Source organism: Rathayibacter sp. AY1A4, from assembly GCF_002930955.1.
Lineage (GTDB): Bacteria > Actinomycetota > Actinomycetes > Actinomycetales > Microbacteriaceae > Rathayibacter.
In genome coordinates this window covers 137,771-158,473 of sequence record NZ_PSTN01000004.1, presented here as the reverse complement: position 1 = coordinate 158,473, position 20,703 = coordinate 137,771, and the positions used below count along the sequence as shown (strand labels likewise).

Sequence of the window (20,703 nt, the reverse complement as noted above, 5' to 3'; positions counted from 1 at the left end):
CGATGCACACCAGCGCGCTCGGGCACGGCCTCGCGATCGGCGAGATCCCGGAGGAGGTCGTCCTCCCCGACACGATGACGGCGGCGGTGATCGACGCGCCGGGCGACGCCTCCGCCCTGCACCTGGCGACCGTGCCGACACCCTCCGCCATCAACGCCGAGTTCACCGTGAAGGTGGTCGCGGCCGGCGTGAACCCGCTCGACGCGAAGACGCGCGCGGGCCAGGGGGTCGCCTCGCAGATCGCCTCCTACCCGGCGGTCCTCGGCCACGACTTCTCGGGCGTCGTCGTCTCGAGCCCCTACCCGGCGCATCCGCTGCGGCCGGGCGACGAGGTCTACGGCTTCGTCATGGTGCCGCGCTACTCGGGCTCCTACGCGGAGTACGTCAGCGTGCCGAGCGTCTCCATCGCGCGGAAGCCGTCGACGCTCTCCCACGTCGAAGCGGCCGGCGTCCCGCTCGCGGCGCTCACCGCCTGGGGCATGGTCGTCGAGCTCGCCAAGGCGCACGAGGGTCAGCGGATCCTCATTCACGCCGGGTCGGGCGGAGTCGGCCACTTCGCGGTGCAGTTCGCCGCCTACTTCGGCGCCTCGGTGATCGCGACCGGCTCGACCCGCAACCTGCAGTGGCTGCACGAGCTCGGCGCCGCGCAGGTGATCGACCACACGGCCGAGCGCTTCGACGAGCTGCTGTCCGGCGTCGACGTGGTCATCGATCTGGTCGGCAACGTCCACGACGACACGGGCTCGCGCTCGCTGAGGGTCCTCCGCCCCGGGGGCCTGATCGTGAACGCGCCCACCGGGAGCTGGCCCGGGTTCTTCGAGGAGGCGGCCGCTGCGGGCGTGCGCGCCTCCACCTACCGCGTCGCTCCCGACGGGGCGACCCTCGGCGTGGTCTCGCGCCTTCTCGAGTCGGGCGACGTCCGCGTCTTCATCGACGGCATCTTCCCTCTCGCCCGCGCCTGCGAGGCGCACGAGCAGCTCGAGACGGGCCACACCCGCGGCAAGATCGTCCTCACCGTCTCCGAGGGCTGATCTCCGCGAGGGGCCGCTCCGGTACGCGACGCGGAGCGCGTCGCGTGCCCGGGTGGCGTCTCGCGGGGAGGGTCAGGTGAGAGAGCGCTCGAGGACGAAGTCGTCCTCCCAGCGGTCGCCGACGAGGAAGCGCTTGCGGCCGACGACCGCGAAGCCGTGCTTGGAGTAGAAGCGCTGAGCACGCGCGTTCTCCTCGTTGACGCCGAGCCAGACGCCCGCGGCATCGTGAGCCCGCGCCTCCTCGAGGGTCGCGGCCATCAGCGCGGCCGCCGCTCCGGAGCCGTGCCGGCCGGGCAGGAGGTAGAACTTGCTGAGCTCGACGGTCGGACGCAGCCGGATCGCCGCGACGACGTCGGCGTCGGCGGGCTCCCCGCGCACGAGCATCGCGTAGCCGGTCAGCGCGCCGGAGTCGTCGTCGACCAGGAGCGAGCGGAGCGGATCGGCGAGGTGGTCGCGGAAGCGCTCGACCGAGAGCACGATGCGGACGAACTCGGCCTTCGCCTCCGCGGTGGTGTGCGGCGGGCAGGCCAGCGGGAAGGTCGCGGCGGCCAGCTCGGCAACGGCCTCGGCGTCGGCGGCCGACGCGCGGCGGACGGTCACGGGAGGCGCGGCGGAGTGGAGCGGCGGATCACCGGTCCAGTATGCCGGGACGACGAAGGAGGGGGCCCGCCGAAGCGGACCCCCTCCTCACGTCAGTGCGTGCCCGGCTCAGGCCAGGACGTTGACGTCCAGCGGGATGCCGGGGCCGAAGGTCGTCGAGACGGCGGCCTTCTGGATGTAGCGGCCCTTCGAGGAGGACGGCTTGAGGCGGAGGATCTCGTCGAGCGCGGTCTTGAAGTTCTCCTGGAGCTGCTCCTCGGTGAACGCGGCCTTGCCCACGACGAGGTGCACGTTGGCGTGCTTGTCGACGCGGAACTCGATCTTTCCGCCCTTGATCTCGGTCACGGCCTTCGCCACGTCCGGGGTCACGGTGCCGGTCTTCGGGTTGGGCATGAGGCCGCGGGGGCCGAGCACCTTTCCGAGACGGCCGACCTGGCCCATGAGCTCCGGGGTCGAGACGGCGGAGTCGAACGAGGTGTACCCGCCCGCTACCTTCTCGATGAGCTCGGCGCCGCCGACCTCGTCGGCACCGGCGGCAAGCGCGGCCTCGGCGGCCGGACCGGTAGCGAACACGATGACGCGGGCGGTCTTGCCCGTGCCGTGGGGCAGGATGACCGTGCCGCGGACCATCTGGTCGGCCTTGCGGGGGTCGACACCGAGCTTGAGGGCGACCTCGACGGTGCTGTTGAACTTGGCGGAACCGGTCTCGCGGGCGAGCGCGACGGCCTCGTCGGCCGTGTAGAACTTGCCCTCTTCGAGCTTGGCCGCGGCGGCCCGGTAGGCCTTCGACTTCTGTGCCATGTTGTTTCTCCTTGAAACGAGAATGTGGTTCTAGAGCCTGGCGGGCTCTCCCACGGGGGTGATGGAGTTCTGGTGGTGCCGCGATCGCGGCCGTGACTGCTGCTCGCGGGAGGCGGAGAGGTCCTGCGGAGGCGCTTCCGGACCGGGCGCGACCCCGCTGAGGGGCCGCCGTCGGGTTCTCGAGGCTTCCGCGGTGGGTCCGCGCCGGTGGGCGCGTCGCTCCCGCCGTCGAGCAGCCGTCGCGCTACTCGACCGTGATGCCCATCGAGCGGGCGGTGCCGGCGATGATCTTCGCGGCGGCGTCGATGTCGTTGGCGTTCAGGTCGACCTGCTTCGCCTCGGCGATCTCGCGGACCTGCGCCTGGGTGAGCTTCGCGACCTTCACGGTGTGCGGGGTCGAGGAGCCCTTGGCGACGCCGGCGGCCTTCTTGATGAGCTCCGCCGCGGGCGGGGTCTTCAGCACGAAGGTGAACGAGCGGTCCTCGTAGACGGTGATCTCGACGGGGATGACGTTGCCGCGCTGCGACTCGGTCTGCGCGTTGTACGCCTTGCAGAACTCCATGATGTTGACGCCGTGCTGACCGAGCGCCGGACCGATCGGGGGCGCGGGGTTGGCCGCGCCGGCCTTGATCTGGAGCTTGATCAGGCCGGTGACCTTCTTCTTGGGGGCCATTCTGATTCCTTTTCTCAGGGTTCGAGCGGTCGGGGGCTCCCGGCCGCTCTCCCGCGCATCCGACGGTGCCGGATCGCGGTGGAGGAGGGTCGTCCGGCGCGCACAGAGGCGGGCGCCGACACGAAAACCCGTACGAGCTTACACGAGCGGGGCCACCCCCGACAGGGCGGAGGAGGGGCCGACGCCCGGGTGCGCGTGGGGCGGTGCCGGAGGGAGCGCCGCCCGGAACGGCGAACGCCCCCTCCGACGTGCGGAGGGGGCGTTCACGCGGCGCGGAGGCGACGCGTCAGAGCTTGGTGACCTGGTCGAACGACAGCTCGACCGGGGTCTCGCGCTCGAAGAGCGAGACGAGCACGGTGAGCTTGCCGCTCTCGGGCTTGATCTCGCTGATCGAGCCGGGAAGACCCGCGAACGAGCCCTCCTTGATGGTGATGGTCTCGCCGATCTCGAAGTCGACCTCGGCGGGCAGCACGCGCTGGGCCTGCTTCTGGCCCTTGGCACCGGAGGTCTTCGAGGGGGCGACGTCCTTGATCTCGACGAGGCTCTTCAGCATCGTGAAGGCCTCCTCGAAGCGCAGCGGGGTCGGGTTGTGGGCGTTGCCCACGAAGCCGGTGACGCCCGGCGTGTGGCGGACGACCGACCACGAGTCCTCGTTGAGGTCCATGCGCACCAGCACGTAGCCGGGGATGCGCACGCGGGTGACCATCTTGCGCTGGCCGTTCTTGATCTCGACCACGTCCTCCATCGGGACCTGGACCTCGAAGATGTAGTCCTCGGCCTCGAGCGAGACCTTGCGGTTCTCGATGTTGGACTTCACGCGCTTCTCGAAGCCGGCGTAGGAGTGGATGACGTACCACTTGCCCGGCTTGCCGCGCAGCTCGGTGCGGAAGGCCTCGTACGGGTCGATGTCGGCGAGGTCCTCACCGGCGGACTCGGCGTCCTCGGCGGCGACCTCGGCCTCGTCCTCGACGGCCTCGAGGGCCGCTTCGGCCTCCTCGACGGTGTCGATGTGCGCGGCCTCGTCGACCGCGGAGTCGGCCTCGGGGTCGTCGACGGAGCCGATGGCGTCCAGCGCGGCCTCGAGGTCGGAGGCGAGGTCGTCCTCGGACTCGTTCTCGTCGATGATGCTCAGCGCACCCTGCTCGGCGGGCTCGACGGCGTCCTCAGCCTGCGACTGGACGTCGCCCTCCTGCTCCTCCTCGACCTCCGACGACTGCTCGGCAGCCGTCGCCCAGTCGACGTCGTCGCGGTTTCTGTCAGACACTCGTCACAACTCTCTCTCGATCGATCGGTCGCGCCCCTCGGGGCGCGTCCCGCTGTCGCCGGCACCCTCCGCTCGCGCGGCCCGGATGCTCTCGGGTCAGGCGGCGGGTGTGCCGAACACGTACGTCACGGCCAGGGCGAAGACCCAGTCGAGGAAGGACACCAGCGCCATCATGATGACGACGAAGATCAGCACGACCACGACGTAGTTGCCCAGCTCCTTGCGGGTGGGCGTCACGACCTTCTTCAGCTCGGCGATGACCTGCCGGATGAAGAGGGCGATGCGCGCGAACGGGTTGCGCCGCGCGGCTCGCTGCTGATTGGCGATCGCGACGACGTCCTCGCTCGGCTCGTCGACTGCTTTCCCGGCCACCTGCACGCACCTTTCCCGCACCGGAACCTCCGGTGTGGCCGACCGCCCGTCATGGGCGGCCCTGGACCGATGACCGCAGCGTCGCGGGGACCGCGTGCGACGGGCATCGATGTGCAGGGCGGACAGGGCTCGAACCTGCAACCTGCGGTTTTGGAGACCGCTGCTCTACCAATTGAGCCACCGCCCTATGGATGCCGTTGCGAGCATCCGAGGAGGAGACCGACCCGCCGCCCGTCCGCCGCGACCCTCGCGGGCGCTGTGGATGAGGGCAGAGATCGACTACCTCGGACGAGTGTACGTGGACCCGCAGGGCGTGTCCAGCCGAGCGGCGGGGGGCCTCGGAGCCCCGTGCGCGCGCAGGATACGCTGGCCGTCGTGTCCTCCACCACGCGCATCTCCGCCCGCATCGCCGCCATCGCCGAGTCCGCCACTCTGAAGGTCGACGCCAAGGCGAAGGCCCTCCAGGCCCAGGGCCGACCGGTCGTGTCCTACGCCGCCGGCGAGCCCGACTTCCTCACTCCCGAGCACATCGTCGAGGCCGCCTCGGCCGCCGTGCTCGACCCGGGGAACTACCGCTACACCCCCGCGGCGGGCCTCCCCGACCTCCGCGCGGCCATCGCGGAGAAGACGGCGCGCGACTCCGGATGGGCCGTCGACCCCTCGCAGGTCGTGGTCACCAACGGCGGCAAGCAGGCCGTCTACCAGGCCTTCCAGACCCTCCTCGACGACGGCGACGAGGTGCTGGTGCCGACCCCGTACTGGACCACCTACCCCGAGGCGATCAAGCTCGCCGGCGGCGTGCAGGTGGACGTGTTCGCGGGCGCCGACCAGGGCTACCTGGTCACGGTCGAGCAGCTGGAGGCAGCGCGCACCGAGCGCACCAAGGTGCTCCTGTTCGTCTCCCCCTCCAACCCCACCGGCGCCGTCTACTCGGCCGAGCAGACCCGCGAGATCGGCGAGTGGGCCGAGGAGCACGGCCTCTGGATCATCGCCGACGAGATCTACCAGAACCTCGTCTACTCCACCGGCGACCAGGACGACGCGAGCCCGCTCGAGCACGCGACCTCGATCGTCGAGGCGGTGCCGGCCCTGCGCGACCGGACGATCCTCGTCAACGGCGTCGCGAAGACCTACGCGATGACCGGCTGGCGCGTCGGATGGATGGTCGGCCCGGCCGACGCGATCAAGGGCGCCTCGAACCTCCAGTCGCACCTCTCGAGCAACGTCTCGAACATCTCGCAGCGCGCCGCGATCGCCGCCCTCACCGGCCCGCAGGAGCCGGCCGAGGAGATGCGCCTGGCCTTCGACCGCCGCCGCCGCACCATCGTCGCCGAGCTGAACTCGATCGACGGGATCGAGTGCCCGACCCCCGGCGGCGCGTTCTACGTCTACCCCGACGTGAACGGGCTGCTGAACCGAGAGTGGAACGGCACCACCCCGACGACCTCCCTCGAGCTCGCCGACCTCATCCTCGAGCAGGCCGAGGTCGCCACCGTCCCCGGCGAGGCCTTCGGACCGAGCGGCTACCTCCGCCTGTCCTACGCCCTCGGCGACGACGCGCTCCTCGAGGGCGTGCGCCGCTTGCAGCGGCTCTTCGGCACCGTTTAGCCTCTCTCCTCCTGCGTCGTCGATCGGCCGCGGTCGGCTCGACGTCGGGGTGCGTTGCAGAGAGCGGGACGCGTCCCGCGGACGATCCGCTGACACGCGGATCGCCGCTTGGCCGTGCCGCACGGTGACGGCGGGTACTGCGACGGGCCTGTCCGACAGGTGAGGGGTGCGTGGCATCTCGGGGCGGGGAGGGCAAGAGGGAGGCGGAAATCGGGGATCACTGTCGCCGGAGGGGTGCGACAGGGCACGCTGTGACGATGAGCGAAGACCACGCCGTCCGAGTCCGCGACCTGCGGAAGGACTACGGGGGCGCTCCGGCGGTCGCGGGAGTCTCCTTCGACATCCACCGGGGCGAGACCTTCGCGCTCCTCGGCCCCAACGGCGCCGGGAAGTCGACGACCATCGAGATCCTCGAGGGCTACCGCGACCGCTCCGGCGGCGAGGTGTCGGTGCTCGGGGTCGACCCGCGCCACGGCGACCTGGCGTGGAAGGCGCGTCTGGGGATCGTCCTGCAGTCCAGCGGCGAGTCCGGCAACGCGACGGTGCGCGAGCAGATCGCGCACTTCGCCAGCCTCTATCCGCGACCGCGCGACGTCGACGAGACCATCGAGGCCGTCGGGCTGACGTCCAAGGCCCGCTCGCGCATCGGGCGCCTCTCCGGCGGCCAGCGCCGCCGTGTCGACGTCGCCCTCGGCATCATCGGCCGTCCCGAGCTGGTGTTCCTCGACGAGCCCACCACGGGCTTCGACCCCGAGGCCCGCCACTCCTTCTGGGACCTGATCGCTCTGCTCAAGAGCGAGGGCACGACCATCCTGCTCACCACCCACTACCTCGACGAGGCCGCCCGCCTGGGCGACCGCGCCGCCGTGATCTCCGGCGGGCGGCTCCTGGCCATCGGCCCGATGAGCGCGATCGGAGGGGACGAGGCGCGCGTCCCGATCGTGCAGTGGCGCGAGGACGGCGTGCTGCACCGGCTGCGCACCACCGAGCCCGCCCGGACCGTCGCCGAGCTGCACTCCCGGATCGGGGAGCCGACGGCCCTCGAGGTCGTCCGCCCCAGCCTCGAGGACATCTACCTCGACCTCATCCGCGAGGACCGCGACGCGGTCGACCTGATCGGAGAGCCCGCGTGACCGCCGTCGCCACCCGCCCCCGCACCCTCTCCACCGGCCCGGGACGCACCGTCCGCCTCGGACTCGCCCGCGCCCGCTACGAGATCCGCTCGTACTTCCGCGCTCCGGACCAGGTGTTCTTCACCTTCCTCTTCCCGGTGCTGCTCCTGACGATCTTCTCGGTCGCGTTCGGCGACACCGCGGTGATGCAGGCGAACCCGCAGGACCCGGGCATCCCGATGGCGGAGTACTACGTGCCGGGCCTGGCCGCGGCCGGGATCCTGCTCTCGGGCGTGCAGAACCTGGGGGTCGACATCGCGGTCGAGCGCGGCGACGGCACGCTCAAGCGGCTCGCGGGAGCCCCGCTGCCGGTCTTCAGCTACTTCATCGGCAAGTTCGGCCAGGTGCTCGTGACGAGCCTCGCGCAGACGGCCCTGCTGCTCCTGGTCGCGGCGACGGTGTTCTCGGTCGAGCTGCCCACCGACAGCGGGCGCTGGGCGACCTTCGCCTGGGTCTACCTGGCAGGAGTCGCGACGTCGGCCATCCTCGGCATCGCCGTCTCCGCGCTGCCCCGCTCGGGCAAGAGCGCGACCGCCGTGATCGTGCCGCCGCTGCTCGTGCTGCAGTTCATCTCGGGGTCGTACCTGTCGTTCACGACGCTGCCTGACTGGCTGCAGAACACGGCGAGCGTCTTCCCGCTCAAGTGGATCGCGCAGGGCATGCGCGCCGTGTTCCTGCCGAGCGGGTTCGAGGAGGCGGAGGTGAACGGGTCGTGGGACCTCGGCGGCGTCGCGCTGGTGCTCGGGATCTGGCTCGTCGTGGGGCTCGTCGCCTGCCGCTTCGGCTTCCGCTGGATCCGCCGCGACAGCTGAGCCGGAGGAGGCCGCGGCCGGAGGGCGCTCGTCCCCGGGAGCGCGGCGCCTGCGGGCGCAGACCGCGCGGACTCAGACCGCGGTGCCGACCACCACGGGCTCGGGGTGCAGCAGCACGCCGAACTCCGCCAGGACGCGGCCCTGGACGTACCGGGCGAGCTCGGCGACCTGCTCAGCCGTCGCTCCTCCGCGGTTGGTCAGGGCGAGGGTGTGCTTGCTCGACACGGCGGCCCGCGAGCCGGGCAGGGCGAAACCGCGCGAGACGCCGGCGTGCTCGATCAGCCACGCGGCGCTGAGCTTCACCAGGCCGTCGGCGCGGAGAGGCACGGGCAGCCCGACGGGCGCTCCTGCCTCGACCGCGGCGAGCGGAGTGATGACGGGCGCCTCCGCCGTCGGCTCGACCGGCCAGCGCGGCGCCTCGGGCGGCAGGGAGTCGGCGAACGCGCTCGTGACGAGGGGGTTGGTGAAGAAGGAGCCGGCGCTCGCGGTGTCCGGGTCCTCCGGATCGAGGACCATGCCCTTGCCCGCACGCAGCGCCAGCACGGTCTCGCGCACCCGCGCGAGCGGCACGCGGTCGCCGAGCGCGACTCCGAGCGCCGACGCCAGCTGACCGTAGGCGACGGGAGTGCCGTCGCCCTCGGCGCCGACCTCCTCGAGCGCGAACTCGACGGCCAGCACCGCGCCCCGGCGGCCCTGCTTGATCACGGAGGTGCGGTAGGCGAACTGCAGCTCCTCCGCCGTCAGCCGGACGGGCTCGCGGGCGCCCTCGTCGAGGAAGTCGACCGCGACCAGCGTGTCCGAGAGCTCCTGGCCGTAGGCGCCGATGTTCTGCACCGGCGACGCACCGACCGTGCCGGGGATGCCGCTGAGGGCTTCGAGGCCCGCCCAGCCGCGCTCCACGGTCGTCGCGACGAGGCCGTCCCACGACTCGCCCGCCTGGACCCGCAGGAGCACGCGCCCCGGCTCGTCGGAGGGGAGCCGCTCGACGCCGGTGGTGCGCACGCGCACGACCGTGCCCTCGACCCCGTCGTCGCCCACGAGGAGGTTGGAGCCGCCGCCGAGCAGCAGCCACGGCTCGTCGTCCGACCACAGGCCGACGAGCGTCTCGACCAGCTCCGCCTCGGTGGCGGGCTCGACGAGGCGCTCGGCGGGTCCGCCGACGCGGAGGGTGGTCAGGGCGGAGAGCAGCGGCGCGGAGGTCACGCGAGTCGGACCCGCGCCTGGGACTTGCCGAGGACGGACTGGCCATCGACCGAGACGGCGAGGTCGACGCGGACCCAGCCCTCCTCGGCGTTCACAGCGCCGATCCTGGCGACCACGTCGATCGCGGCGCCGTCGCGCGGGTCCACCACGACGGGGCGGGTGAAGCGCACCTGGTAGTCGACCACGCGTCCGGGGTCCCCGACCCAGTCGACGACGACCTGCACCGCGGTGCCCATCGTGAGCATGCCGTGCGCGAGCACGCCGGGCAGGCCGACCTCGGCGGCGACGTCGTCGCGGTAGTGGATGGGGTTGAAGTCGCCCGAGGCGCCCGCGTAGCGCACCAGGGTGCCGCGGTCGATCGGGAAGCGGCTCTCGGCGACGACCTGGCCGACGCTCAGCTCGGCGAGAGCGGGCAGTGCGGTGCTCATTCGTCTCCCCTGACCACGAGGGTCGAGATCGCGGTGACGACGTGCTCGCCGCTCGCGTCGACCATGCGGGACTCGGTGGTGACCATCGAGTGGGCGCCGAGCTTCTTGATGGCGGCGACCGAGAGGGTCGCGGTCAGCTCGTCGCCGGCGACGACCGGACGGGACAGCACGAAGCGCTGGTCTCCGTGCACGACGCGGCTGAAGTCGATCCCGCCGTCGGGCTCGGCGAGCAGCTGCTGGAGCGTGAACTCCTGCACGACGACGGCGAAGGTGGGCGGAGCGACGAGGTCGGGGTGCCCGGCGGCGCGGGCGGCCTCGACGTCGTGGTGCAGGGGGGAGGTCGCGGAGACGGCGCGGGCGAACTCGCGCACCTTCTCGCGCCCCACCTGATAGGGCTCCGTGGGCGCGAAGACGCGCCCGACGAGTTCGGGGTTCACTGGCACCCGGCCATACTAGGCGCTGCCGTCGCGGGGCCCTCGGGGCTCCGGAGGCGCCACCGGTGGCCACCCGGGTATGACCACCGGCAATTTCCCATCCGTGTATGGCTGACCCGCGGCCGAACTTCTCCGAAGCTGGCGGGCATGTCGACACCCACTCCCGAGCGCGACTGGGCGACCTACGCCCGCGAGCTCGGCACCAACATGCACCGGGCCCGCATCGCCAAGGGCGCCAGCCAGGAGCGGATCGCCCACGCGGCCGGGCTCGCGGGCTACACCTACCAGAAGTTCGAGAAGGGCGAGTCGAAGCCCGGCTCGCCCGCGAACCCCACGCTGCACACCCTCCTCGCGCTCTGCGAGGCGCTCGAGATCGAGCTGACGGACCTCCTGCCGCCCGACCCGCCGCGCACCTCACGCGGCGCCGAGTAGCCGGAGCACCGCGCCGGCCAGCCGCGACCCCGAGCTGAGATCGAGGTCGACCTCGCCGAGCCCGTCGGCCTCCAGGCGGAGCCTGTCCTCCCCCGACTCCCCCGGGCGGCACAGGGAGACGTGCACCGTCGCGCCCGCGGCCCCGTCTCGGCCCGCCCAGAGCACCACCGGGAGCGAGCTCGCCGCGGAGCGGTGCAGCCGCTCCCCCGCCGCGACCAGCTCGTCGTGCTCGCCCGCGCACCAGCGCGGGCACCCCTCGTCGTTCCTGCCGTCCATCCGCTCCTCCACGTTCCGCACCCCTCGGTCGAGGAGACCAGCCCACCAGGCGGTACCGACACCGAGGGCCCGCCGCGCCCCGATCCCGACCGGGGTGTGGACAGGAGACGGTCGTCCGCCCGTTGTGGAGGAGCGAGGACCAGGGTCCCATACGCAGGTGGTGCCGCCAGGGGTCCGGCACGAAGCACCGGCGCGGTGTCAGCGGTGGACGATCAGCCAGGTCGCGATCGCCGTGGTCGAGCCCGTGTTGACCATGCGGTGCGGCCGCTCGCACGGGAACGTGATGGCGTCGCCCGGCCCGAGGACGACCGACTCGTCCTCGAACTCGACCGTCAGCTCTCCGAGCGTCACCGTCCCCATCTCGAACCCGTCGTGGCGGAGCAGCTGCCGGTACGCCGTCGAGGTCGAGCCCGGCGGGTAGGTCGACTCGAAGAAGTCGACGGCGTCCAGCGGACGCGGCGCCAGACGGCGGAACAGCACTCCGCCCTCGAGCGCCACGGGCGCCGACTCGCGCGCCCGGACGACCGCGGTCTCGACCGGCGCCGACGCGCCCTGGTCGAACACGGCGGACAGCGGGACCCCCAGCGCGTCCACGAGGGCGATCAGCCGGCCGACCGAGGGCTGCATCGCTCCGCGCTCGATCTGCGAGACGGCGCTCACGGAGATGCCGAGTCGCCCGGCGAGTGCCTTCAGCGACAGGCCCGCCGAGAGCCGCAGCTCCCGCAGCCGGGCGCCGAGCCCGGCCCCGTCCGCGATCGCCCGGGCGGCCGCCTCGTCGGGCGCGGTGTCGTCGGAGGGCATGGCCCGTCCCCTCTCGCGGATCGTCACACAGCCGTAACGGAGCCGAAACGAGCGGCGGCCTCCCGACTCGTAGCGTGGCCCGCGTGAAGTGATCACTTCACTCAAGACGCTCTCCGCGACGCCCCGCCTCCTCGGCCGGACGTCCCGACCACCCTGACACATCCGCTCCGTGCCGCTCTGCGCACGACCGCCCGAGAGGTGGATCCACCCATGTCCGACCGCGCCACCGCACCCCGAGTCACCGCTCCCCCCGTCGATCCGGATCCCGCCGCCGCGGCGAGCGCCGGCTACGACGACCGCCTCTCCAACGAGGACCTCGCCCCGCTCCGGAAGCAGCGCTGGTCGAGCTACAACATCTTCGCGTTCTGGATGTCGGACGTGCACAGCGTCGGCGGGTACGTGACCGCGGGCTCGCTCTTCGCGCTGGGCCTGGCCGGCTGGCAGGTCCTCGTCGCCCTGGTGGTGGGCATCGTGATCGTGCAGGTCTTCTGCAACCTCGTCGCCAAGCCCAGCCAGGTCACCGGCGTGCCCTACCCCGTCATCAACCGCGCGATCTTCGGCATCCGCGGCGCGAACATCCCGGCGATCATCCGCGGACTGATCGCGATCGCCTGGTACGGCGTGCAGACCTACCTGGCGGCGCAGTCGCTGAACATCGTCTTCCTCAAGTTCTTCCCGGGCATGGCCGCCCTGAACACGCCCGAGGCGTCGTTCCTCGGCCTCTCGGCTCTGGGCTACCTCTCCTACGCGATCCTCTGGGTCGCGCAGGCCGCGCTGTTCTGGCGGGGCATGGAGTCGATCCGCCGCTTCATCGACTGGGCGGGACCGGCGGTCTACGTGGTGATGCTCGTGCTGGCCGTCTACCTGGTGTCGCAGGCGGGCTGGGAGAACATCTCGCTCACCCTCGGCTCCGGCGAGCCGCTCGACCTCGCCGCCGCGGTGCCGGTGATGATCTCGGCCGTCGCCCTGGTCGTCTCCTACTTCTCGGGCCCGATGCTCAACTTCGGCGACTTCTCCCGGTACGCCCGCAGCTACGGCGCCGTGAAGCGCGGCAACCTGCTCGGCCTCCCGATCAACTTCCTCTTCTTCTCCCTCCTCACCGTGATCACCGCCTCGGCGACCGTGCCGGTCTTCGGCGAGCTGATCACCGACCCGATCGAGACCGTCGAGCGGATCGACACCTGGTTCGCCGTGCTCCTCGGCGGCCTCACCTTCGTCATCGCGACGATCGGCATCAACATCGTCGCCAACTTCATCTCCCCCGCGTTCGACTTCTCCAACGTCAACCCGAAGAAGATCAGCTGGCGGATGGGCGGCATGATCGCCGCCGTCGGCTCGGTGCTGCTCACCCCGTGGAACTGGTACTCGAACGACACCGCCATCCACTACACGCTCGGCATCCTCGGCGCGCTGATCGGACCGCTGTTCGGCGTCCTCATCGCGGGCTACTACCTGATCAGCCGCCAGCGCGTCTGGGTGGACGACCTCTACACGATGAGCGAGAAGGGCCGCTACTGGTTCTCGCGCGGCTTCAACCCCAACGCCGTCTGGGCGACCGTGATCGGCGGAGTCCCCTCCGTCGCCTCGGTGCTCGTGCCGCGCTGGATCGCGGAGGCGGGAGGCGCGGAGTTCACCTGGCTCGGCGACTACAGCTGGTTCCTCGGCTGCGGGCTCGGATTCGTCGCGATGGCCGTGCTCGAGCGGCGCGCGCCGCGGATCGGGCGCCTCGACGAGGACCTCGAGCACGTCAGCGACGGCTCGACCGTCTGATCCGGCCGGCTCGGAGGAGGGATCCGCCCCGGCCGCTCCGCATCCCGCGGACCGGCGGCCGGGCGGGTCCCTCCCCCTCCCGGCACCCGAACCGAGGAACCACCATGCGCATCACCGTCGTCAACCCGAACACCAGCACTGCGATGACCGCGGCGATCGGCCGGGCCGCCCGCTCCGCCGCCTCGCTCGGCACCGAGATCACGGCCGTCACCCCGCCGATGGGTCCGGCGTCGATCGAGAGCCACTACGACGAGGCGCTCGCCGTGCCCGGCGTCCTGCACGAGATCGCCCGGGCGGAGGCGGCCGGCAGCGACGGCGCGGTCATCGCGTGCTTCGGCGACCCGGGCGTCGACGCCGCGCGCGAGATCGCGAGCGGCCCGGTCGCGGGGATCGCCGAGGCCGCCATGCACATGGCCGCGCTCGTCGGCCGGGGCTTCAGCGTGGTCACCACGCTCTCGCGCACCAGCGGCCGCGCCTGGGACATCGCCCGCCGCGCCGGGTTCGGCGACGCCTGCCGCCAGGTGCGCGCCTGCGACATCCCGGTGCTCGAGCTCGACGACCCCCGCTCCGACGCCCGCCGCGCGATCCTGGCGGAGTGCGCCGCAGCGCTGGCCGTCGACGGGTCCGACTCGATCGTGCTGGGCTGCGCGGGCATGGCCGACCTGTGCCGCGACCTCTCACGGGAGCTGGGCGTGCCCGTGATCGACGGCGTCGCCTCGGCGGTGCGCCTGGTGGAGGGGCTCGTCGCGATGGGCGTCAGCACCTCGCGGCGCGACGAGTACGCCGCGCCGCGGACGAAGGCGATGGCGGGGCTGCTCGCTCCGTTCGAGCGGGTCTGAGGTTCCACGTCCCGTGCAGTCGGGCGTTCTGCCGGACCCCCGACCCGGACCCACCTGCGAGGATCGGGGGATGAGCGTCCTCCGCGATCTCGGCCTCGGTGCCCGGCTCTTCCTCCGCGGCTTCCGCACCTGGGTCCGCTCGCCGCGGGCGATGCTCCTCGGCGCGATCCCGCCCCTGATCGTCGGCCTGGTCTTCGTCGGCGTGCTGGTCCTGGTGCTCACGCGGGTGCAGGACGCGGTGACCGCGCTCACCCCGTTCGCCGGCGGCTGGGACGAGGGCACGGCCGCCACCGTCCGCCTGGTGCTCTCGATCGCGGTGGTCGGCGCCGTGCTCGCCCTCGGCGTGGTCCTCTTCGCCGCGGTGACCCTGCTGGTCGGCGACCCCTTCTACGAGCGGATCTGGCGGCGGGTCGAGGACGACCTCGGCGGCGTGCCCGACGAGCGCGAGACCACCTTCTGGCAGGGGGTCGGCCGCGGCCTCCGCGACTCCGCCGTGCTGGTCGCCACCTCCCTCGGGATCGGCGTGGTCCTGGTGCTGCTGGGCCTGGTGCCGCTGGTCGGCTCGATCGTCGGCCTCGTCGCGGGCGCCCTGGTCGGCGGGAGGGCCCTCGCGCTCGAGCTGACCGGGTTCGCGGGCGACGCCCGGGGGCTCTCCCTCCGCGACCGCCGCCGCCTCCTCGGCGAGCACCGCGCGGTCTCGCTCGGCTTCGGCATCGCCGTCTACCTGGCGTTCCTCGTCCCCGGGGGCGCGGTCGTCGCCACCCCCGCCGCGACGGCCGGCGCGACCCTTCTGCTCCGGACCCTGCGGGGCGAGTCGACCGAGCGGCCGGCCGCCTGACACCGCTTGGCCGCCGCCCGGCTCTCCCCTAGACTCGCCGCGTGCGCACGTCGATCCGAAGCCCCTGGTGGCCCGCCTCCTAGGCGGACCGACGCGCAGACCCCTCGCACGCGACCGCCTCCTCCGGGCGGTCGTTCTGCATGTCAGGGCCCGGGTGGGGCACGACCCGATACAAGGACCACGATGACCTCGCTCCTCTCCCGCATCCTCGCCTCCGACGGGACGCTGCCGTTCGCGGTGGTCCTCCGCCAGGGCCGCGACGCCGTCGACGTGTTCACGGGCGACGTGCTCGACGTCGAGGGCCTGGCCGACATCCCGCTCGACGGCGACGACGTGCTGACCCTCGTGCCCTACCGGCAGGTGCGCGAGCGCGGCTTCGCGGCGAAGGACGACGGAGCCCCGCTGCGCAACCTCGTGGTGCGCGAGCGCGAGAGCGTCCCCCTGGCCGAGGTGCTGCGGCTCCTGCCCGAGCGGGAGATCCCGGTCGAGGAGCGCGGCTTCGACGTGCCGGACGACGAGTACGCCGACATCGTCCGCCGGGTGATCGAGGACGAGATCGGCCGCGGCGAGGGCGCCAACTTCGTCATCAACCGCGCCTTCGTCGCGCAGACCGACGCGCCGCCCGTCGAGGCGGTCCTGGCCTGGTTCCGCCGCCTGCTCACCGACGAGTCCGGCGCGTACTGGACCTTCGCGATCCACACCCCCGGCGTCGACGGCGCGCAGACGGTCACCGCCGTCGGCGCGACCCCCGAGCGCCACGTCTCGGTGCGCGACGGCGTCGCGATGATGAACCCGATCAGCGGCACCTTCCGCCACCCCGCGGCCGGACCCACCGGGGAGGAGGTGCTCGCGTTCCTCGCCGACGTCAAGGAGAGCGAGGAGCTCTTCATGGTCGTGGACGAGGAGATGAAGATGATGAGCGCGGTCTGCCCGGACGGCGGCCGCATCCTCGGGCCGTTCCTCAAGCAGATGTCGCGGCTCAGCCACACCGAGTACCTGCTCGAGGGCCGCACCGGACTCGACGTGCGCGAGGTCCTGCGGCTGACGATGTTCGCGCCCACGGTCACCGGCTCGCCGATGGAGAACGCGTGCGCCGTGATCGCCGAGTACGAGAAGGAGCCCCGCGGCTACTACTCCGGCGTGCTCGCCCTCTTCGAGCCGGAGGAGCACGGCTACACGGTCGACGCCCCCATCCTCATCCGCACCGCCTACCTCCGCGCGGACGGCCGCCTCACCGTGCCGGCCGGCGCGACGCTCGTGCGCCACTCCACCCCCGAGGGCGAGGTCGCCGAGACGCGGGCGAAGGCGTCGGGCGTCCTCTCCGCCCTCGGCCTGCTGCCGCACCGCGAGGTGCCGCCGGCCATCGACCTGAACGCGCAGCCGGGCGTGCAGGAGGCGCTCGAGGCGCGCAACGAGCGGCTCGCCTCGTTCTGGCTCCGGCCCCAGGCGCCCGAGCACATCGCCGGCCTCGCCGGGCACACCGCGCTGATCGTCGACAACGAGGACCAGTTCACGACGATGCTCGCCCACCAGCTGCGCCACCTCGGGATGGACGCCCGGGTCGAGCGCTGGTCGGAGGTCGCCGACGTGCTGAGCGACGACCTCGTCGTCTTCGGCCCCGGCCCGGGCGACCCCCGCGACGACTCCGACCCGCGGATCGCGCACCTGCGCTCGCTGATGACCACGCGCCTCGAGGCGGAGCGGCCGATGCTCGCCGTCTGCCTCAGCCACCAGATGCTGTCGCTGCTGGCGGGCCTCCCTGTCGAGCCGCTGCCCGCGCCCCGCCAGGGCGTGCGCCTGGCGGTGGACGTGTTCGGCGAGGACGCCGCGATCGGCTTCTACAACACCTTCTCCTCCGTCGCCCCCGGCGTCGCGCGCACGCCCCGGCTGGGGCTCGAGGTGTCGGTCGACCCGGAGACGGGAGTGGTCAACGCCCTGCGCGGCGAGCACGTCGCGTCGGTGCAGGGGCACCTGGAGTCGGTGCTCTCCTCCGACGGACTGCGCACCCTGGAGCGGCTGGTCCGCACCGCGACCGCCCAGCCCGCGCGCGCATGAGCGGCCTGCGGCTGATCGCGTCGCCCGCCTACCCGGCCGAGCTGCAGGAGGCGGTGGCCGCCGCCGTGCGCGCGGCGGCAGAGGCGGCGCGCGGCTGGTACGGGCGCGGCGACAAGGTCGCGGCGGACGAGGCGTCGGTCGCGGCGATGCGCGCCGTGCTGGCCGACGCTCCGTTCGACGGCGTCGTCGTGATCGGCGAGGGCGAGAAGGACGAGGCCCCGATGCTCGCGAACGGCGAGCGCCTCGGCCGCGCCTCCGCTCCCTCCTGCGACGTGGCGGTCGATCCGCTCGACGGCACCCGGCTGACGGCGGAGGGGCTCACCGGCTCGGTGAGCGTGATCGCGCTGGCCCCGCGAGGCACGCTGTTCGACCCGCGCGACGTGTTCTACATGGACAAGCTGGTCTGCTCCGGAGCGGGCCGGGGCGCCGTCTCGCTCGACCTCCCTCCCGCCGAGAACGCCGCACGGCTGGCGGCGGCGCTCGGGAAGCCCGTCGCGGAGCTGGTCGTCGTCGTGCTCGACAAGCCGCGTCACTCCGGGCTCATCGCGGCTCTGCGCGCGGCCGGGGTCGCGCTCGAGCTGCGCGGCGAGGGCGACGTGTCGGTCGCGATCGAGGCGGCCGATCCCGCGGGCCGCGTCGACCTCGTCCTCGGCATCGGCGGCACCCCGGAGGGAGTGGTCGCCGCGTGCGCCGTCCGCGCCCTCGGCGGGGTGATGGAGGGGCGCCTCGCCCCCCAGACCGCTCCGGAGCGCGCCAACGCCCTGGCCGCCGGCCACGACCTCGACCGCCTGCTGACCCTGGAGGACCTGGTCTCCTCGGACGACGTGCTCTTCGCGGGCTGCGCGGTCTGAGACCTCTCCCGCGGGCAGGACCTCGCCCGGGAACGCCGAAGGCCCCGGTTCGACGCGCGAACCGGGGCCTTCTCGCTGTAGCGGGAGCGGGACTTGAACCCGCGACACCACGATTATGAGCCGTGTGCTCTAACCACCTGAGCTACCCCGCCGCGCGTTCTTCGCAGGTCTGGCCTGCGGGGAACGGAGCCCCCTGTGGGAATCGGACCCACTACCTCTTCCTTACCAAGGAAGTGCTCTACCAATGAGCTAAGGGGGCGCACCTGCGGGTCTGACAGCCCCTCTCGGGGCGTGCCCGCGATTTGGCACCGTTAGACGATAGCACCTCCGCGGAGCGTCGATGACCGCGGGGGACGCGCCCCCGCGGCCGCCCGTCTGCGGCTACGCCCGGCTCGCCTCGTCGAGTGCGGCGAGCTCCTCGGCGCTCAGCTCGAGGGAGGCCGAGGCGATCAGCGCCGGCAGCTGCTCCATCACGCGGGCGCTGGCGATCGGCGCGACCACTCCGGGCTGCGAGCGGAGCCACGCGAGCGCCACCGTCGCCACCTCGGCGCCGTGCGCCTCCGCCGCCGCGTCGAGCGCCGCCAGCACCCGGCGGCCGCGGCCGTCGAGGTAGCGGGAGGCGCCGTCGGCGCGCGGACCCTCGGGCGTCGATCCGTCGCGGTACTTGCCGGTCAGGAATCCTGACGCCAGGGCGGAGTAGGGGACGACGGCCAGCCCCGCCTCGCGGGCGAGGGGCAGCAGGTCGGCCTCGATCCCGCGCTCCACGAGGTTGTAGTGCGGCTGCAGCGCGACGGGCGCGTGCAGGCCCTCCTCGCCCGCGATGCGCAGCCACTCCGCGACGCGCTCGGCGCTGAAGTTCGACACTCCGATCGCGCGGACGAGGCCCTGGTCCACGAGCTCGGAGAACACGGCGGCGATGTCGGCCATCGGCACGGCCTCGTCGTCGAAGTGGGCGTAGTAGAGGTCGATCCGGTCGGTCGCGAGGCGCTCGAGGGAGGCGCGGGCGGCCGCGCGCACGGTGTCGGGCGCGAGGCCGGTGAACTGCGGGTGGCGGCCCGCCTTCGTCGCGATCACCACGTCGTCCCGGTCCCCCGAGCGCTGCGCGAGCCACTCGCCGATGATCGTCTCGGACTCGCCGCCCGTGTTGCCCGGGACCCAGGCGGAGTAGGCGTCGGCGGTGTCGATGAAGTCGCCGCCCGCGGCCGTGTAGCCGTCGAGGACGTCGAAGGAGGTCTGCCGGCCCGCGGTCCAGCCGAAGACGTTGCCGCCGAGCGAGAGCGGGAAGACGTCGATGCCGGAGTCGCCGAGCGGCGAGCGGGTGACGGAGGAGGATGCTGCGCTGTCGATGCTCATCCCCCGATTCAAGACCCGCTCCCCGCCGTGATCGATCCCCCTCCCGCGCATGCGCGGCAAGGACTCAGGCTCTCAGCGCCGCGGGTAGTCGGCGTAGGCGAAGCGAGTCGAGTCCGGCGCCCAGCCGGAGACGTTGATCGTCCCCTGCCCGCCGTGGAGGCGCTCCAGCACACGGCCGGGCTCGAGCGTCGAGCGCCCGGGGAGGTCGAGCAGCCGCAGCTCGACGTCGACGTTCTCGGGGTGCCCGGCCGTCCCCTCCGGATAGGCGAGATAGAGCAGGTGAGCGCCGTCGGGCGACTCGTGCGGGAACCAGTCGACCGTGTCCGACTCGACCAGGCGGGAGAGCGCGGAGCCGTCGAGGCCGATCCGGAACAGCTGCGCACCTCCTCCGGCCCGCTCGGAGTTGAAGACGAGGGTGCGGCCGTCGGCCGAGACGTCGACGCCGTCGTCCGCCGGCTCGTCGTCGGTCAGGGCGGTGAGCGCGCCTCCCCCGGCCGGCATCGTGTACACGTCGGTCCGCCACCGCCCGGAGGCGTCGCCGCCGCCGATCAGCGCGAGGGTCGCGCCGTCGGGTGAGACGCCGTGCAGGTAGTGCTTGAAGCGCGCGCCCTCGCGCTCGGCGGTCAGGCGGCGGGCGGGGGCGGAGCCGTCGAGCTCGACCGCGTACAGGTGCCCGTCGCGCGCCGAGACGTAGGCGAGCCCGCCGGACGGGGCGAGCACGTGGTCGTTGTTGAGCTCGGCCGGCACACCGTCGAGCGGGATCGGCTCGAGCACGGGCGTCCCCTCGAGCGGCAGTCGGAAGAGGCCGCCGTCGCCGTTCACGATCAGGGCGGAGCCGTCCGGAGTCCAGTTCGGCGCCTCCACGAGGAGGGAGTCGGACTCGAAGACGGTCGTCGACTCCCCCGTCGCGAGGTCGTGGACGCGGAGTCGGCAGAGCTGGTCGGGGAGGAGCGAGCGGGCCATGCTCCCCACGGTAGGGCCCTGGCGGATCACGACGGGGCCGTCAAGCCTCCGCGCACTCAGGTTCCGCGGGAGGGCGCTCCGATATTCTTGATCGACTTATGCGCTGGGTACACCTTGGGAGGAACAT

22 protein-coding genes and 3 tRNA genes are annotated in these 20,703 nt (G+C 72.6%); 10 read left to right on the top strand and 15 right to left on the bottom strand.

Annotated features, from left to right (window positions below; genetic code table 11):
* Positions 1 to 2 precede the first annotated feature (2 nt).
* Positions 3 to 1,031 carry an NADP-dependent oxidoreductase gene (locus tag C5B92_RS04380; RefSeq protein WP_374952914.1) on the top strand — a complete coding sequence of 343 codons (1,029 nt, stop codon included), beginning with the start codon at positions 3 to 5 and terminating at the stop codon, positions 1,029 to 1,031.
* A 72-nt stretch (positions 1,032 to 1,103) separates the two neighbouring features.
* Here the strand turns inward: C5B92_RS04380 and C5B92_RS04375 are convergent, their stop codons facing one another.
* The 6 genes from C5B92_RS04375 to C5B92_RS04350 all read right to left on the bottom strand — a co-directional run bounded on the left by C5B92_RS04375 (position 1,104) and on the right by C5B92_RS04350 (position 4,928).
* Positions 1,104 to 1,631 carry a GNAT family N-acetyltransferase gene (locus tag C5B92_RS04375; protein ID WP_104254829.1) on the bottom strand — a complete coding sequence of 176 codons (528 nt, stop codon included), beginning with the start codon at positions 1,629 to 1,631 and terminating at the stop codon, positions 1,104 to 1,106.
* Between the two features lie 108 nt (positions 1,632 to 1,739).
* Entirely contained in the window at positions 1,740 to 2,432 is a 693-nt protein-coding gene (gene rplA, locus C5B92_RS04370; protein ID WP_104223633.1) for a 50S ribosomal protein L1, read from the bottom strand.
* Between the two features lie 244 nt (positions 2,433 to 2,676).
* Positions 2,677 to 3,105: a 50S ribosomal protein L11 gene (gene rplK, locus C5B92_RS04365; RefSeq protein WP_104223632.1), complete on the bottom strand. Its 429-nt coding sequence runs from the start codon at positions 3,103 to 3,105 to the stop codon at positions 2,677 to 2,679.
* A gap of 286 nt (positions 3,106 to 3,391) precedes the next feature.
* Positions 3,392 to 4,369 carry a transcription termination/antitermination protein NusG gene (gene nusG / locus C5B92_RS04360; RefSeq protein WP_104223631.1) on the bottom strand — a complete coding sequence of 326 codons (978 nt, stop codon included), beginning with the start codon at positions 4,367 to 4,369 and terminating at the stop codon, positions 3,392 to 3,394.
* A gap of 96 nt (positions 4,370 to 4,465) precedes the next feature.
* Positions 4,466 to 4,741, bottom strand: coding sequence for a preprotein translocase subunit SecE (secE, locus tag C5B92_RS04355; protein ID WP_068208793.1), 276 nt, complete (start codon positions 4,739 to 4,741; stop codon positions 4,466 to 4,468).
* Between the two features lie 114 nt (positions 4,742 to 4,855).
* Positions 4,856 to 4,928: transfer RNA gene (locus C5B92_RS04350), tRNA-Trp, on the bottom strand.
* 179 nt (positions 4,929 to 5,107) lie between these two features.
* On the opposite strand from C5B92_RS04350, the gene C5B92_RS04345 reads away from it, so the two are divergent.
* The 3 genes from C5B92_RS04345 to C5B92_RS04335 all read left to right on the top strand — a co-directional run bounded on the left by C5B92_RS04345 (position 5,108) and on the right by C5B92_RS04335 (position 8,333).
* Positions 5,108 to 6,349 carry a pyridoxal phosphate-dependent aminotransferase gene (locus C5B92_RS04345; RefSeq protein WP_374952915.1) on the top strand — a complete coding sequence of 414 codons (1,242 nt, stop codon included), beginning with the start codon at positions 5,108 to 5,110 and terminating at the stop codon, positions 6,347 to 6,349.
* A 257-nt stretch (positions 6,350 to 6,606) separates the two neighbouring features.
* The gene (locus tag C5B92_RS04340; protein ID WP_104254889.1) at positions 6,607 to 7,482 is read left to right on the top strand and encodes an ABC transporter ATP-binding protein; all 876 of its coding nucleotides are present in this window, start codon (positions 6,607 to 6,609) and stop codon (positions 7,480 to 7,482) included.
* Positions 7,479 to 8,333 carry an ABC transporter permease gene (locus tag C5B92_RS04335; RefSeq protein ID WP_104223629.1) on the top strand — a complete coding sequence of 285 codons (855 nt, stop codon included), beginning with the start codon at positions 7,479 to 7,481 and terminating at the stop codon, positions 8,331 to 8,333. Before C5B92_RS04340 ends, C5B92_RS04335 begins: the two co-directional genes overlap by 4 nt.
* 72 nt (positions 8,334 to 8,405) lie before the next feature.
* Here the strand turns inward: C5B92_RS04335 and C5B92_RS04330 are convergent, their stop codons facing one another.
* Genes C5B92_RS04330 through C5B92_RS04320 form a run of 3 tightly spaced genes read right to left on the bottom strand, consistent with a single transcriptional unit; the run spans position 8,406 to position 10,407 of the window.
* The gene (locus tag C5B92_RS04330; RefSeq protein WP_104254831.1) at positions 8,406 to 9,536 is read right to left on the bottom strand and encodes a UDP-N-acetylmuramate dehydrogenase; all 1,131 of its coding nucleotides are present in this window, start codon (positions 9,534 to 9,536) and stop codon (positions 8,406 to 8,408) included.
* The gene (locus C5B92_RS04325; RefSeq protein WP_104254832.1) at positions 9,533 to 9,964 is read right to left on the bottom strand and encodes a MaoC/PaaZ C-terminal domain-containing protein; all 432 of its coding nucleotides are present in this window, start codon (positions 9,962 to 9,964) and stop codon (positions 9,533 to 9,535) included. Before C5B92_RS04325 ends, C5B92_RS04330 begins: the two co-directional genes overlap by 4 nt.
* Positions 9,961 to 10,407, bottom strand: a complete 447-nt coding sequence (locus tag C5B92_RS04320) for a MaoC family dehydratase N-terminal domain-containing protein (RefSeq protein ID WP_104227045.1) — start codon at positions 10,405 to 10,407, stop codon at positions 9,961 to 9,963. The genes C5B92_RS04325 and C5B92_RS04320 overlap by 4 nt, the downstream gene beginning before the upstream one ends.
* A 138-nt stretch (positions 10,408 to 10,545) precedes the next feature.
* Here C5B92_RS04320 and C5B92_RS04315 point away from each other — a divergent pair, with 138 nt between their 5' ends.
* Positions 10,546 to 10,830 (top strand): helix-turn-helix domain-containing protein, encoded by a 285-nt coding sequence (locus C5B92_RS04315; protein WP_104223625.1) that lies wholly within the window; start codon positions 10,546 to 10,548, stop codon positions 10,828 to 10,830.
* Here C5B92_RS04315 and C5B92_RS04310 read toward each other — a convergent pair.
* Together C5B92_RS04310 and C5B92_RS04305 are read right to left on the bottom strand one after the other, a co-directional pair.
* Positions 10,813 to 11,106 carry a DUF6907 domain-containing protein gene (locus tag C5B92_RS04310; protein WP_104254833.1) on the bottom strand — a complete coding sequence of 98 codons (294 nt, stop codon included), beginning with the start codon at positions 11,104 to 11,106 and terminating at the stop codon, positions 10,813 to 10,815. The genes C5B92_RS04315 and C5B92_RS04310 overlap by 18 nt on opposite strands.
* A 198-nt stretch (positions 11,107 to 11,304) precedes the next feature.
* Positions 11,305 to 11,907 carry a helix-turn-helix domain-containing protein gene (locus tag C5B92_RS04305; protein ID WP_104350100.1) on the bottom strand — a complete coding sequence of 201 codons (603 nt, stop codon included), beginning with the start codon at positions 11,905 to 11,907 and terminating at the stop codon, positions 11,305 to 11,307.
* A gap of 210 nt (positions 11,908 to 12,117) precedes the next feature.
* On the opposite strand from C5B92_RS04305, the gene C5B92_RS04300 reads away from it, so the two are divergent.
* The 5 genes from C5B92_RS04300 to C5B92_RS04280 all read left to right on the top strand — a co-directional run bounded on the left by C5B92_RS04300 (position 12,118) and on the right by C5B92_RS04280 (position 18,260).
* Complete coding sequence (locus tag C5B92_RS04300; RefSeq protein ID WP_104254834.1) at positions 12,118 to 13,677, top strand: NCS1 family nucleobase:cation symporter-1; 1,560 nt, start codon at positions 12,118 to 12,120, stop codon at positions 13,675 to 13,677.
* A 104-nt stretch (positions 13,678 to 13,781) separates the two neighbouring features.
* Positions 13,782 to 14,516 (top strand): aspartate/glutamate racemase family protein, encoded by a 735-nt coding sequence (locus tag C5B92_RS04295; protein WP_104350099.1) that lies wholly within the window; start codon positions 13,782 to 13,784, stop codon positions 14,514 to 14,516.
* Positions 14,517 to 14,586: 70 nt separating this feature from the next.
* A complete protein-coding gene (locus C5B92_RS04290) occupies positions 14,587 to 15,354 on the top strand; it encodes an EI24 domain-containing protein (RefSeq protein WP_104350098.1) in 768 nt (255 codons plus the stop codon).
* A 183-nt stretch (positions 15,355 to 15,537) separates the two neighbouring features.
* Complete coding sequence (locus tag C5B92_RS04285; protein ID WP_104254835.1) at positions 15,538 to 17,409, top strand: anthranilate synthase family protein; 1,872 nt, start codon at positions 15,538 to 15,540, stop codon at positions 17,407 to 17,409.
* Positions 17,406 to 18,260 (top strand): fructose-bisphosphatase class II family protein, encoded by an 855-nt coding sequence (locus C5B92_RS04280; protein WP_104350097.1) that lies wholly within the window; start codon positions 17,406 to 17,408, stop codon positions 18,258 to 18,260. The genes C5B92_RS04285 and C5B92_RS04280 overlap by 4 nt, the downstream gene beginning before the upstream one ends.
* A 78-nt stretch (positions 18,261 to 18,338) precedes the next feature.
* On the opposite strand, the gene C5B92_RS04275 is transcribed toward C5B92_RS04280, so the two are convergent.
* From C5B92_RS04275 to C5B92_RS04260, 4 genes are all read right to left on the bottom strand, one after another.
* A tRNA-Met gene (locus C5B92_RS04275) sits at positions 18,339 to 18,412 on the bottom strand.
* 35 nt (positions 18,413 to 18,447) lie between these two features.
* Positions 18,448 to 18,519, bottom strand: a tRNA-Thr gene (locus C5B92_RS04270).
* 122 nt (positions 18,520 to 18,641) lie between these two features.
* A complete protein-coding gene (locus C5B92_RS04265) occupies positions 18,642 to 19,613 on the bottom strand; it encodes an aldo/keto reductase (protein WP_104260450.1) in 972 nt (323 codons plus the stop codon).
* Between the two features lie 72 nt (positions 19,614 to 19,685).
* Positions 19,686 to 20,576: a PD40 domain-containing protein gene (locus C5B92_RS04260; protein ID WP_104350096.1), complete on the bottom strand. Its 891-nt coding sequence runs from the start codon at positions 20,574 to 20,576 to the stop codon at positions 19,686 to 19,688.
* Positions 20,577 to 20,703: the final 127 nt, after the last annotated feature.